The 12,361-nt window shown below is 63.7% G+C and carries 11 protein-coding genes; 7 read left to right on the top strand and 4 right to left on the bottom strand.

Translation table 11 applies throughout. The features are described from left to right. The first annotated feature begins 116 nt into the window (after nucleotides 1–116). Nucleotides 117–821 carry a FadR/GntR family transcriptional regulator gene (locus tag QFZ30_RS18730; RefSeq protein WP_307078796.1) on the top strand — a complete coding sequence of 235 codons (705 nt, stop codon included), beginning with the start codon at nucleotides 117–119 and terminating at the stop codon, nucleotides 819–821. A 107-nt stretch (nucleotides 822–928) separates the two neighbouring features. Here QFZ30_RS18730 and QFZ30_RS18735 read toward each other — a convergent pair whose 3' ends face one another. From QFZ30_RS18735 to QFZ30_RS18745, 3 genes are read right to left on the bottom strand one after another with little or no spacing between them, the layout of a single operon-like run. Then, on the bottom strand, nucleotides 929–1,957 hold the full coding sequence (locus QFZ30_RS18735; RefSeq protein WP_307078798.1) for a LacI family DNA-binding transcriptional regulator: 1,029 nt from the start codon (nucleotides 1,955–1,957) through the stop codon (nucleotides 929–931). Next, nucleotides 1,954–3,531 carry a glycoside hydrolase family 43 protein gene (locus QFZ30_RS18740; RefSeq protein WP_307078800.1) on the bottom strand — a complete coding sequence of 526 codons (1,578 nt, stop codon included), beginning with the start codon at nucleotides 3,529–3,531 and terminating at the stop codon, nucleotides 1,954–1,956. The genes QFZ30_RS18735 and QFZ30_RS18740 overlap by 4 nt, the downstream gene beginning before the upstream one ends. Further along, nucleotides 3,528–4,445 (bottom strand): DUF6807 domain-containing protein, encoded by a 918-nt coding sequence (locus QFZ30_RS18745; RefSeq protein ID WP_307078802.1) that lies wholly within the window; start codon nucleotides 4,443–4,445, stop codon nucleotides 3,528–3,530. Before QFZ30_RS18745 ends, QFZ30_RS18740 begins: the two co-directional genes overlap by 4 nt. A 304-nt stretch (nucleotides 4,446–4,749) precedes the next feature. Between QFZ30_RS18745 and QFZ30_RS18750 the strand changes: the two genes are divergently transcribed. From QFZ30_RS18750 to QFZ30_RS18775, 6 genes are all read left to right on the top strand, one after another. Beyond that, the gene (locus tag QFZ30_RS18750; RefSeq protein WP_307078804.1) at nucleotides 4,750–6,054 is read left to right on the top strand and encodes an ABC transporter substrate-binding protein; all 1,305 of its coding nucleotides are present in this window, start codon (nucleotides 4,750–4,752) and stop codon (nucleotides 6,052–6,054) included. 37 nt (nucleotides 6,055–6,091) lie between these two features. Continuing rightward, on the top strand, nucleotides 6,092–7,045 hold the full coding sequence (locus tag QFZ30_RS18755) for a carbohydrate ABC transporter permease (RefSeq protein ID WP_307078806.1): 954 nt from the start codon (nucleotides 6,092–6,094) through the stop codon (nucleotides 7,043–7,045). Nucleotides 7,046–7,055: 10 nt separating this feature from the next. Next, nucleotides 7,056–7,952: a carbohydrate ABC transporter permease gene (locus tag QFZ30_RS18760; protein ID WP_307078808.1), complete on the top strand. Its 897-nt coding sequence runs from the start codon at nucleotides 7,056–7,058 to the stop codon at nucleotides 7,950–7,952. Between the two features lie 112 nt (nucleotides 7,953–8,064). Continuing rightward, nucleotides 8,065–10,062 (top strand): pectinesterase family protein, encoded by a 1,998-nt coding sequence (locus tag QFZ30_RS18765; protein WP_307078810.1) that lies wholly within the window; start codon nucleotides 8,065–8,067, stop codon nucleotides 10,060–10,062. Further along, complete coding sequence (locus QFZ30_RS18770; RefSeq protein ID WP_307078812.1) at nucleotides 10,031–11,530, top strand: pectate lyase family protein; 1,500 nt, start codon at nucleotides 10,031–10,033, stop codon at nucleotides 11,528–11,530. Before QFZ30_RS18765 ends, QFZ30_RS18770 begins: the two co-directional genes overlap by 32 nt. Before the next feature lie 135 nt (nucleotides 11,531–11,665). After that, nucleotides 11,666–11,875 (top strand): dodecin, encoded by a 210-nt coding sequence (locus tag QFZ30_RS18775; protein ID WP_307078814.1) that lies wholly within the window; start codon nucleotides 11,666–11,668, stop codon nucleotides 11,873–11,875. A 91-nt stretch (nucleotides 11,876–11,966) separates the two neighbouring features. Here QFZ30_RS18775 and QFZ30_RS18780 read toward each other — a convergent pair whose 3' ends face one another. Then, nucleotides 11,967–12,185 (bottom strand): hypothetical protein, encoded by a 219-nt coding sequence (locus tag QFZ30_RS18780; protein ID WP_307078815.1) that lies wholly within the window; start codon nucleotides 12,183–12,185, stop codon nucleotides 11,967–11,969. Between the last annotated feature and the right edge of the window lie 176 nt (nucleotides 12,186–12,361).

The raw sequence follows: 12,361 nt of genomic DNA on the forward strand, positions 1-12,361 counted from the left end.
TGATTAGATAGCTGTAAGATGTCTGACATCTAACATTTAGAATAGTGTGGCACACCACATTGAAACGCGCAAGTAGACTTGTCAGACATATTTGCCACGGGCGATCAGGGGAAAACATGGCACGGAAATCACTGGTGGATGTAGTAGCCGACGAGCTTCTGGACCGGATCATTGCAGGAGAATTCCTGCCGGGATCCAGCGTGCCCGGGGAGCTTGAGCTCAGCGCCAAACATGAAGTCAGCCGGATGACCGTGCGCGAGGCCATGAAAACCCTTGAGGCACAGCGGATCCTCAGCGTGGAGCGCGGCCGCGGTACTTTTGTGAACCCGCTGAACCGCTGGGCCTCACTGGAGGCAGTGTTGCGCGCCGCCTCCGAGGGCAAGAACGAAGGCGCCGCCTCCATCCAGCTCATTGAGCTCCGCAGAATGCTGGAAACCGGAGCCTGTGAGCTCGCGGCCGGCCGGATCGGCGATGCTGACATCCAGGCGCTCTACGGATGTGTGGCAGCCATGCGTGCAGCCAACCAAGTCAACGACCTCCCCGCGTTTGTGGAAGCGGACCTGGCCTTCCACGACCTGATCCTGCACGCGTCTGAGAACGTTTTTGTAGCCGTCCTGTTCGAACCGCTGCACCGGGTGCTGGAGAAGCGCCGGGCCGAAACGTCGGCGGTGCCGGAGATCCAGGTTCACGCCATCGCGCACCACCAGAACATCGCAGAGGCCCTGGAATCCCGGGATCCCTCCCGTTCCCGCGAAGCCATGGACGCCCACATGCAGCAGACCCTGGACGACCTCAAGAACCTGGTGCTCGGCGTAAGTTAGGGCTTCGCCCTCGGCCCTCCGCACCCGGAGTTTCGGTCCAGATACGGCTCCCAAAATGGCGGCAACTAAGGCGCCGTAAGTGGACAAAAACTCCAGGCGGGGGCGATCTAGCGTGAAGGCGGGGCGGTAGTCCCCCGGATCACCAGTTCCGTGGCGAGTTCCAGTGCCGCGGGAACCGCAGGGCCCTGCTGCTCGGTCAGGATGTTAACGGCCATGGACGCCAGCTGGGCCAGTGGCTGCCGGACGGTGGTGAGCGGCGGCGACATCAGGGCAGCCTGGGCGATATCGTCAAAGCCGACAATGCTGAGGTCAGCGGGAATCTTCAGTGATCGCTGGGCCGCCGCGTTCATGACCCCCAGCGCCTGAAGGTCGCTTCCCGTAACGATCGCGGTGGGAGGCTCGGGCAGATCCAGGAGGTCACCGCCCAGGCGGAGGCCCGATTCGATGCTGAAGTCGCCGTCGCGCACCAGCTCGGGCAGGACGGGTAGCCCGGCTTCATGCAGGGCGGCGATGTACGCTGCGTAGCGGGCCAAGCCGTGCCCAGGACTGTGCCCCCGGCCTGTGATGATGCCAATCCGGCGGTGGCCCAGCCCCAGCAGGTGCCCCACCGCGGCGAGAGCTCCGGAGAACGACGCCGGGCTGACGCTCGGGATGGCCAGCCCTTCACTCACCTCGGGGTCTATGGCGACTGCCGGGATATTAAGGCTCCGCAGCGTGGTGACCAGCCGCGAGCCACTCCGTGGAGCCAGCAGCACCACGCCCGCCAGGCGGTTGGCGGAAGATTCGCGGAGCTTCCGCCAGCTTTCGGCAGTGGCGTGATCCGCCCTTGTGTACGCGATGGCGAAGCCCAGCCGGGAGGCTGCGGCCTCTACGCCTTCCATGGTCTCCAGAATCCAGGGCGAGTCGAAGTTGTTGACCACCAGCTGGAGCAGCCCGGGCTGGGCTGCAGGGACGTTGCGCTTGGTGTACTCGAGGTCTTCCAGCGCCTTTCGTACCCGGGCCCGCGTGGCTTCGGAAACATGCGAGCGGCCGTTGAGGACCTTGGACACGGTGGGCACGGAAACGCCTGCCGCCGCGGCCACATCTGCGATCTTGGGGCGCGGAGTGGCGGTCAACGGGGCGGTCCTTGCGATCATGAAGAAGAGGTTGCGGCAAAATGCGGGGCAGCTGCCCGGCGGACCGGTGCAATATCCACCCGCACGGGTCCAACGATAACACTGCCGCTTTCCTCCGAGCCGAGCGGAGACGTCGCGAACAGGCCCAGTTCCGCGCCGATCCATTTCCCTTCCACAACATCGAAATTCCAGCCCTGGACTTCCCAGGGTTCGCCCGGCCGGGCCCGCCAGGCAAACGTTGACCGCGGGGTGCCGTCGGTGCGTATCTGCAGTTCGATCCTTGGGCCGTCCAGGGCCACCCGGCGTCCCAGCGGCTGTTCATGCGGGCCCTCGCCGCCGGTCCCGCTGCCCAGCACGTAGCCTTCGCCCGTCCGGACAATACCCAGCCAGGCGTACTTCTGCCCCAGGACGACGACGCCGGCCCGCGTCCCCACCGGAACATTGTCCAGTTCCAGCGTGGTGGTGAAAGTGGAAGGCGTGCCCGGCAGGATCTGGCCCAGCACGTTGGGCAGTTCCCTCAGGTTCACGGGATCATTGGCCTGCGGGCGGAGAACCAGCTGCCCTCCCCCGCCCTGGAATGACCATGACTCGCAGGGATTTGCCTGCCAGTGCCACTGCGTCCCGAGGCCCGGTGCGGTGAAGCTGTCGCTTGTGGGCGGAGCCACATCCTCCGGAAAGGTGCCCACCGGGTACCGGTGACTGGCCACTGGAACTCCCGGGCCGCCGTCGTCGCCGGATTCCCCCATCCACGGCCAGCCGTCGGCGCCCCAGCCCATGGGTTGGAGATGGACTACTCGGCCGTACGGGCCGCGGTCCTGGAAGTGCAGGAACCAGTCCTGTCCCTCCGGGGTGGTCACCCATGCTCCCTGGTGCGGCCCGTTGACGTCAGTCCTGCCCTGCTCCAGCACGCGCCGTTCTTCGTACGGGCCGAACGGGGAGCGGGAGCGGAACACGGACTGCCATCCTGTTGCCACGCCGCCTGCGGGTGCGAAGATCCAATACCAGCCGTCGCGCTTGTAGAACTTCGGACCTTCCAGGGTGGTGTAGCCGGGCAGGTCGCCGCCGTTGATGACATGGGTGCCATGGTCCAACAGCCTGCCTGCGTCCGGGCTCATCCGATGCACGGTCAGCCGGTTCTTGACTCCGATCCTGCTTTGGGCCCAGCCGTGCACCAGGTAGGCCTTGCCGTCGTCGTCCCACAGCGGACACGGGTCAATGAGACCGCGCCCGGCATAGAGCAGGTGCGGGGCGCTCCAGGGGCCCTCGGCCTTTTCCGCGCTCAGCACAAAGATGCCGTGGTCCGGATCGGGGTAGAAAATCCAGAACCGCCCATCGTGATAACGCAAAGCCGGCGCCCACACCCCGCTGCCGTGACGGACCAGGGAATAGTGGCTGCCTTGCGGCAGTTCGGCGAGCGCGTGGCCGGCATGCTCCCAGTCCACAAGGTTCCGGGACCGAAGGACCGGCAGCCCGGGCACCCGGTTGAAGCTCGAGGCGATGAGGTAATAGGTCCCGTCCACCTGCACGGCGTCGGGGTCCGGCCAATCACCATTGAGGATGGGGTTGCTGTAGAGGGGGGTGATCCGGGTTGTCATGATGTCCTGTCGGGAGAGCTGGGGCGGCTGATTCGGGGATGCTGCTGGAGGAGTTCACGGGCACGGGCGGCGGTGGGCACGGGCCCGTCGTGGATCACGGCGTGCAGGGCCAACCTAAGCGGAGCGGTCGGGTCCACATGCGCGGGTTCGGACCAGGCGACGGCAGGACCGGCTCCCAGATAGCCTTCCGCCCGGATAAACCACGGGAGCAGGTGTTCGGGGACCTGGGCAAGCACAACGGTGACGGGTTCACCGCCCAGCCGGATGGTGACCGACAGCCAAGGTGAGAGCGAACCATGCGCTGCGTTGGCGCCGGAGCCGTCGTCGGACAGGATAGACGGGTGGTCGCTGCCGTGGGGAAACCGCCAGAAGATCCCGCCGTATCCGGCGCCTGCCCTGCCCTTCACGGCCGACGACGACACGACCAACCGCTCCACGCCCGCTCCAGGACGGATCACCGAGGACAGTGACAGGCTCCACGTGCCGGGCTCCGGGTGGGGAAAGTACTGGATGCGGCGGTGCTCGACGGCGAGCTCGTCACCTGAATCCGACTGCCAGGAGACGCCGCCGGATTCCTCGCCGGTGTCCCCAACTGCGGAGGACTGCCAGCCTTGCTGCACTTGGGTTCCATGGTTGGCCAGGAGCTTTGACCCGCTGGCGGCCGTGAAGGTGGAGCCGCCCCAGAAATTGGTTCCGTTGACGTCGGAGAAGGCAATGGACAGGCCCAGGTGATGCGGGTGATCGGCGGGCCCGGCTTCCGTGACGATGGCGCCTGCGAGGGACCCCACCGGGTGAAGGTAGGGCCTGGGTGCGCTGGTGGCGGGCTGCCGCAGTCCTGTGCAGTGGGTGGCCAGCGGCTGGCCTTGGACGGAAAAGCCCGGCGCGGCCGCGGCGGACGAGGTGTGGATGGCCAAGCAAACCTCCTGTGGGTAGCGGGTCCGGGGTGTGGGGATCAGCATAACCACAGCAGAAATGTAAGGCAAGTAGTACAGAAAGTTTCCGATGCGGGCATCCAGCATGGTTTCAAAATTGTGTTGACAGTCACAGCACTTTCTTGCTAGAAATCGTTTACTCGAATGTTATTCAGCAGTTGTGGCCCTCTGATCTTCACAGGAGGGGTCCAATAGCCGGATTCGAACCAGAAAGTTTCCTCGCTACAGAGACTTGAACCACGTGGACGGGACCAACCCGCCATACGCGCTAGAGAGGCGTCATTCAATGAAGAAGACAACGAGTATTAGCATCCCGCGCAGGATCATCCTGGGAGCGGCACTTACTGCGGCGGGCGTTGCCCTGAGCGGCTGCGGAGGGGGTGCAGCACCTGCAGGCGGAGGCAACGTCGAACTCAATTTCGTCTTCTGGGGCGACGCCAACCGGGCGAAGGTGACCGAGGAAGCCCTTCGCGTCTTCGAAAAAAAGAACCCAGGCATCACCGTCAAGACGGAGTACCAGGACAGCGGACCCTACGCGGACAAGCTGGCCACACGCTTCGCCGGCGGCAATCCCCCGGACGTGCTGGCAATGGCCAACCGCAGCCTCCTCGAATACGCCCAGCGCGGTACCCTCGCGGATTTGAAGAGCATGCCTGAGCTCAACCTCGACAAAGTGCCCGCGACGGTGCAGAGCCGCGGCGAAGTCGACGGAAAGCTCTACGGCCTGGCAACCGGCGTGACCAGCATCGGCATGGTGGTCAACAAGACCATCACAGACCAGGCCGGCGTCGCCATTCCGGATGACAAGACCTGGAGCTGGGAGGACTACGCCAAGTTCGCCACCGAGGTGACGCAGAAGACCGGCGGAAAGGTGTACGGAGCGGGCTACGACGTTGCCACCGAGACCGGGCCCATCCTGCTCGCCCGGCAACGCGGCGAAGACTTCTACACAGAGGACAACAAACTCGGCGTGAGCGAGGAAACCATCCGGGACTGGTTCCAGTACAGCGTGGACCTGCGCAAGGCCGGGGGCTACCCGCCGGCCGGATTCTTCGAGCAGATCGGCGGCTCCCCCGCGCAGTCCTACCTCGCCAAGGGAACGGTCGCTTCGCAGATCATCCCCATTAACAACTTCCGCGGCTACAACGAGGCCGTGGAGGGGGACGTGGTCCTGCTGCGGATACCCGGTGAAACCACCGAAAAGCGCAGGGGCTATTCGGCAGACCCCACAATGCTGTGGTCCATTGCCGCCAAGTCCAAGCACCCCAAGGAAGCCGCCAAGCTCCTGGACTTCCTGACCAACGACGCCGACGGAGCCGCCCACACCCTCACGCAGCGCGGCGTCCCGGTCAACCCCGAGGTTGCCGAGTCCATCACGTCCAAGCTGAGCGCGGACGACAAGACCTTTGTGGACATGATGGCTGCCATTCAGGAGGACGAACTGGCGCCGGCCTACGTCTACCCGAAGGGCGCCAGCGTGGTTGCTGACACCCTCAAGCAGCTCGCCACGGAAGTCGAATTTGGACGCGTCACCCCTGCTGATGCCGCGAAGACATTCCTGGAGAAGAGCAATGCAGCGATCAACAAGTAGCCGCCAACGTTCAAACACTCAGATAGGAGCCTGACTTATGTCAGTGCTGACCAAGCAAGCCCCCGGCGCGGCTGCCGCCCTGGCCGCCCAGCCAGGCGGCCAGGGCCGGCGCGGCCACTCGCGACGCACCAACCAGCGGTCGGGCTACCTCTTCCTGCTGCCGTGGTTCATCGGCATGCTGTTTACGATCATCCCGTTCTTCGCTTCGCTTTACTTGGCCTTCACGGACTACAACCTCTTCACGGAGCCAAATTTCGTGGGCTTTGCCAACTTCCAGGCCATGTTCGAAGACCCGCGGCTCCTGCAGTCGCTGAAGGTGACGTTCATCTACACCTTTGTCTCCGTGCCGATCTCGCTGGCCGTTGCCCTGCTGATTGCCCTGATCCTGAACCGGGGGCTCAGCGGCCTTCCGATCTACCGGTCCGTGTACTACCTGCCGTCGCTGCTGGGCGGAAGCGTCGCGATCGTGATGCTGTGGCGTTACATCTTCGGCAACAACGGCATCGTCAACGGCTTCCTGGGACTGTTCGGCGTCCAGGGTCCGGCCTGGGTCACGGATCCTGAGTTCGCCTTGAGCACCCTGATCGTCCTTAATGTGTGGACTTTCGGCTCACCGATGGTGATCTTCCTGGCCGGCCTGCGGCAGGTGCCGTCGATGTACTACGAGGCTGCCTCCATTGACGGTGCCTCCAGGTGGCGGCAATTCTGCAACATCACGCTGCCGCTGATCAGCCCCATCATCTTCTTCAACCTCATCATGCAGCTCATCGGGTCCTTCCGGACCTTCACGCAGGGCTATGTGATGAGCGGTGGCACGGGCGGGCCGGCTGATTCAACCCTGTTCTACAACCTGTACCTCTACCAGAAGGGCTTCACCGAATTCGAGATGGGGTATGCCTCCGCCATGGCGTGGCTGCTGTTGATGATCATTGCGATTTTCACCGCCATCAACTTCATCGCGTCCAAGTTCTGGGTCTTCTACGACAATTAAGGCAACCGCAATGGCTCTCCTCGAATTACCCACCAAAAACAAGCAAAAAAAGGACGTGGCACCCGAAGATGCCTTGACCGGCACTTCCGGCACCCGCTTCTCGCGCCACCTGATCCTGTGCCTGGTGGGCCTGGTCATGCTCTATCCGTTACTGTGGCTGATCTCCAGCTCGTTCAAACCCAGCAACGACATCTTCCGGCAGCTGGGGCTGTGGCCGGAAAACTGGGACTTCAGCAACTACGAACAGGGCTGGACGGCCTTGGACCAGCCCTTCCACGTCTACCTGATCAACTCCCTGATCGTGGTGGTGTTCTCCATCGTAGGAAACATCTTCTCCTGTGCCCTGGCGGCGTACGCCTTCGCACGGATGGAGTTCACCGGGCGGAAGCTGTTCTTTGCCCTGATGCTGGGAACCCTGATGCTTCCCGGCCACGTCCTCCTGGTGCCGCAGTACATCATCTTTTCCCAGCTGGGCTGGCTGGATACGTACCTGCCGCTGATCGTGCCGAACTTCATGGCCACCAACGCGTTCTTCATCTTCCTGATGGTCCAATTCATGAAGGCGCTGCCCAAGGAGCTCGACGACGCCGCCCAGATCGATGGCTGCGGACCCTTCCGGACGTTCCTGCGCGTGATCATGCCCTTGTGTATTCCGGCCATGGCCACCACGGCCATTTTCACGTTCATCTCAACCTGGAACGAGTTCTTCGGTCCGCTGCTCTACATCCAGAACCAGGACCTCTACACGGTTCCCCTAGCACTGCGTGCCTTCATGGATTCGGAAGGCCAGAGCATGTGGGGCCCCATGTTCGCCATGTCCGTAGTGTCCATCGCCCCCATCATCGGCTTCTTCATCGCCGGCCAGAAGTACCTCATCAACGGCATCGCCACCACCGGGCTAAAGTAGCTCCCCCACTCTTCTCCGCACGCATCACCGACTGAACATCCCTTCACTGAACATCCCTTCCAGAAGGAGTCCTGGCTGGAGGCTGCCCGGACACAAAACAAAGGAGTTTTGCATGAGTTTGCGACGTCTATTGGGTGCGGCAACCGCCGTCGTGCTGCTGGGGAGCTTGACTGCCGTCCCAGCCCACGCGGCACCAGCCCTGCCACGCTTCGTCCCGGCTGTATCCGGATTGGCAGAGACCCCGGAAGCCATGTGGAAACAGTCCCCTGACGGGTTCGCGTCACTGCCCGGGTACGGCGTGGACGGAACTACAGGCGGCCAGTCCGGCCGGATCGTCACCGCCTCCACCATCCAGGAGCTGAAGGACCATGCAGCCTCCAGCGAGCCGATGGTGATCTTCATCCGCGGCACTCTCGAGGCCACGGACTACGTCAAGATCCCGGTTGCGGCCAACAAAAGCTTCATCGGAGTGGGCGCCGGCGCCGAAGTGGTCAACGCCGGCTTCAAGCTCATCAACGTCTCCAACGTGATCTTCCGCAACTTCATCGTCCGGGACTCCTACATCCCCGGAGATTGGGACGGCAAGCGCCCCGATAATGACAGGGACGGGATCCAGCTGGACACCACCCACCACGTGTGGGTGGACCATATGAAGTTCGAACGTATGGGCGACGGCCTCATCGACACCCGCAAGGACTCCGATTTCATCACCTACTCCTGGAACGTCTTCGCGGACAACAACAAGGCCCTCGGGGTCGGCTGGACACCCAACGCCGTGACCCGGATGACCATCCACCACAACTGGATCCGCAACACCACCCAGCGCAACTTCAGCCTGGACAACACCGCGGCGGCCCACGTCTACAACAACTTCCTGCAGGACATCGGCCAATACGGAATGATGGGGCGCAACGCAGCCAAGGTTGTGGTTGAGGCCAACAATTTCACCGCCGTCCAGGACCCCATTGTCGCCAAGGATCCCGCCACAGAAATAGTGAACCGGGACAACATCTTCAACGGAACCCGCGGCCGCAAGGACAACGTTGGGGCAGCTTTTGACCCTGCGCAGTTCTACGCCTACCAGAAGGACGACGCCGTCCGGGTCCCGGAGATCGTGGCAGCCGGGGCAGGGCCCCGGGAGGACAGCTCACCCAACTCTGCAACGGAAATCACGGTGGCCCTGGATGGAACCGGCGACTTCGCCAGCATCCAGGCGGCCATCGGTTCCATCCCCAGCGGCAGCACCCTGCCACGCACAATCACGGTCAAGCCCGGCATCTACCGGGAATCAGTGAACATCTGGGCAGACCGCCCCAACCTCACGGTCCAGGGAGCCACCGCCAGCCCGGCCGACGTCGTGATCACCTACGATCTCCCGGCAAACGGCGTGAAGTTCTTCGGCGGGACCTGGGGCGCGGGCGGCAGTGCCACCCTGAACGTCCTGGCTGAGGGCACTACGGTAGGGAACCTGACCGTTGAGAACGCCTATGACGAGGCCGCCAACGGTTCCAGCCAGGCTCTCGCGGTCCGGTCCGTGGCAGACCGGGTGACCTTCGATGGCACCCGCTTCTTGGGCAACCAGGACACCTACCTGGCGGACACCACCGGCCGGGACGCCACTGCCCGCACCTACCTCAAGGACTGCTATATCGAGGGCGACGTTGACTTTATTTACGGCCGCGGCACGGCAGTCTTTGACGGCTGCACCATCCACTCCCTGGACCGCGGAAGCGCCACCAACAACGGCTACATCGTGGCCCCCAGCACCAAGAACTCCAACCCCTACGGCTTCCTGATCGTGGACAGCAACCTCACCTCGGACGCCGCTCCCGGAACGGTCAGCCTGGGACGGCCGTGGTTTGCCAGCAGCGACCCCGACGCACATCCGATGGCCGTCATCCGCGACTCGACCCTTGGCAGCCACATCGCGGTCCGAGGCTGGTCCGACATGAGCGGTCACCACTGGACCGAGGGACGGTTCGCTGAATTCAACAACAACGGACCCGGGGCCTATGTCAACGAATTCCATCCCCAGCTCACGCCGGAGGATGCCCTCAAGTTCACCAAGGAGAAGTTCCTTGGCGACTGGACCCCGGCTGGACGTGGTTGAAATGGCACAGGCACATGAAGCGAACATCCGACGGCGGACCCTGCTCGCCGTCGGCCTGACGGCGGGCAGCCTGGTGACATCCGGCCTGCTCAGCCCGGCAGCGACGGCGGCGGATCACCATGGCCAGGATGCCGCCGTCGGCCCAAACGGCTTCGCGGAAGCCGGTTTGCCCATCAACCGTGCACTTGCCGGCGGGGCCTGGACGGACGCGCCGGAGGGATTCGCGGGCGTCGCGGACCACGGTCGTGCCGGCACCAGCGGTGGGGCAGGTGGCCAGCTGGTCCATGCCAGCACGCCGGACCAGCTCAGGGCCTTCGCCAAAAGCCCCGCACCGCTGGTAGTGATCCTGCACGGTTTGCTGACGTTCCCCCAGTACGAGAAGCTGACCGTGACCGCCAACAAATCCTTCCTGGGGGCCGGCGAGGGCACCACCGTGGTGAACGCCGGCTTCAAACTCATCAATGTATCCAACGTGATCTTCCGGAACTTTACGGTCCGGGACTCCTACATCCCTGGAGACTTTGCCGGCAAGAGGCCGGACAACGACAGGGACGGGATCCAAATGGACACCTGCACGCACATCTGGGTGGACCACATGCACTTCACCCGGCTGGGTGACGGCCTGGTGGACATCCGCAAGGACTGCGACAACGTAACCCTGTCCTGGAACGTCTTCTCCGACCACAACAAAGCGCTGGGCGAGGGCTGGACCCAGAATGTGGTCACGCGGCTGACCCTGCACCACAACTGGATCAGGAACACCCATCAGCGGAACGCCAGCCTGGACAACACAGCCACCTCCCACGTCTACAACAACTACCTGGAGGACATCTCCAGCTACGGGATGCTGGGGCGGAACTCGGCCCTGCTGGTGGTGGAGGGCAACTACTTCCGGGATGTGAGGAATCCCCTGCACCATCAAGGCCCGGGAGGCGAGCTGGTGGCCCGCGACAATACCTTCGAGCAGTGCACGGGCAACACCGGACAGCAGCGCGGAACGGCCTTTGACCCGGCGTACTCCTACCAGCTGACGCCAACGGCGGCTGTTCCGGGGATAGTCCGGGCATTTGCCGGTCCCTTGGGCGGAACCGAACCCGAAGCCCGGAGCGTCATCACCGTGGCGCTGGACGGAACCGGCGATTTCGCCAGCATCAGGGCGGCCGTGGGGGCGATCCGTTCGAACAACCCGGGTCCCGTCACGGTCCTGGTCCAGCCGGGCACATACCACGAGCCCGCCGTGATCTGGGGCGACAGGCGGAACGTCACCTTGGCCGGGGCAACTGGGATTGCCTCGGACGTGGTGCTGACCAACGGCGAAGGCGTCTCCCTGCTGGTTGCAGCTGATGGTTCTGCGGTGCGGGACCTCACGGTCACATCAGACGCCGCGCAGGACGGCGACGTGCTCAAAACCACCGGCCGCAACGTGAGCTACACGAACGTGGTGGTGCTTAACGGCACGTCAGGATGAGGGGAGGCTGCAGCCCGCCTCGGCAATCAGCGGGGGTGAGACTCACCGGCAGAGGTCTGGCCACTCCACGGAAGTCCTACTAGTCTTCAAGAACGGCCCGCAACCGGGAGACGAAGGCGATCACGAGGAGCGAAGTTGTCCAACCATACGTACAGCATTTCTGAAATTGTCGGTACTTCCGAAGAAGGCGTGGACGCGGCAGTCCGCAACGGGGTCGCCGAGGCCGCCAAGACCCTCCGCAACCTTGACTGGTTTGAGGTGAAGGAAATCCGGGGCCACCTCGAAAACGGCCAGATCGCCGACTGGCAGGTCACCATCAAGCTTGGTTTCCGCTTGGAACGCTGACCCCGCCCGACCAACAGGCAGTGATGGCCGCGCCCTGGCGCGGCCATCACTGCGTTCAGCCTGTGCTGTATTCAGTTGGACGAGGCTGTATTCAGTTGGACGAGGCAACGCCCGCGGTGCGCCGGCGCCAAACGGCGGGAACGCCGTCGAAGGCAGGGAACACGTGCCCCTCGAAAAAGGACTGAACTGCGTGCGGATCGGAATCAGGGCTCCAGAGCCCCGAAGCCGGGCAGTGCGAGCCGGTAGTGGTGGCCGGACCGGTGCCGGCGGCAGAGGCGTGCCGTTCCTTAAGCAGGGCGATGCGTTTCATCTTTGAGACCATCCTTGGTGGAGAAAAGTGTGTACCTCCAGCGTAGGAAAGCGGGGGGCCGCGCCCAATGGGCCGGTGGACAGAATCGTCGCCAACGGCTGGCCAATCGCACAGCGCTGGCAGGTGGCGTCATGTTCCGGACGCATCCTCTTGGGCGCAGCTAGACTGTGACAAGC

This window comes from Arthrobacter pascens (assembly GCF_030815585.1).
Classification (GTDB): Bacteria; Actinomycetota; Actinomycetes; order Actinomycetales; family Micrococcaceae; genus Arthrobacter; species Arthrobacter pascens_A.

Excerpts from the sequence above, each read along its gene's own strand:
- QFZ30_RS18730 (WP_307078796.1), top strand. The coding sequence starts at position 117 with ATGGCACGGAAATCACTGGTGGATGTAGTAGCCGACGAGCTTCTGGAC.
- QFZ30_RS18735 (WP_307078798.1), bottom strand. The coding sequence starts at position 1,957 with ATGATCGCAAGGACCGCCCCGTTGACCGCCACTCCGCGCCCCAAGATC.
- QFZ30_RS18740 (WP_307078800.1), bottom strand. The coding sequence starts at position 3,531 with ATGACAACCCGGATCACCCCCCTCTACAGCAACCCCATCCTCAATGGT.
- QFZ30_RS18750 (WP_307078804.1), top strand. The coding sequence starts at position 4,750 with ATGAAGAAGACAACGAGTATTAGCATCCCGCGCAGGATCATCCTGGGA.
- QFZ30_RS18755 (WP_307078806.1), top strand. The coding sequence starts at position 6,092 with ATGTCAGTGCTGACCAAGCAAGCCCCCGGCGCGGCTGCCGCCCTGGCC.
- QFZ30_RS18760 (WP_307078808.1), top strand. The coding sequence starts at position 7,056 with ATGGCTCTCCTCGAATTACCCACCAAAAACAAGCAAAAAAAGGACGTG.
- QFZ30_RS18765 (WP_307078810.1), top strand. The coding sequence starts at position 8,065 with ATGAGTTTGCGACGTCTATTGGGTGCGGCAACCGCCGTCGTGCTGCTG.
- QFZ30_RS18780 (WP_307078815.1), bottom strand. The coding sequence starts at position 12,185 with ATGAAACGCATCGCCCTGCTTAAGGAACGGCACGCCTCTGCCGCCGGC.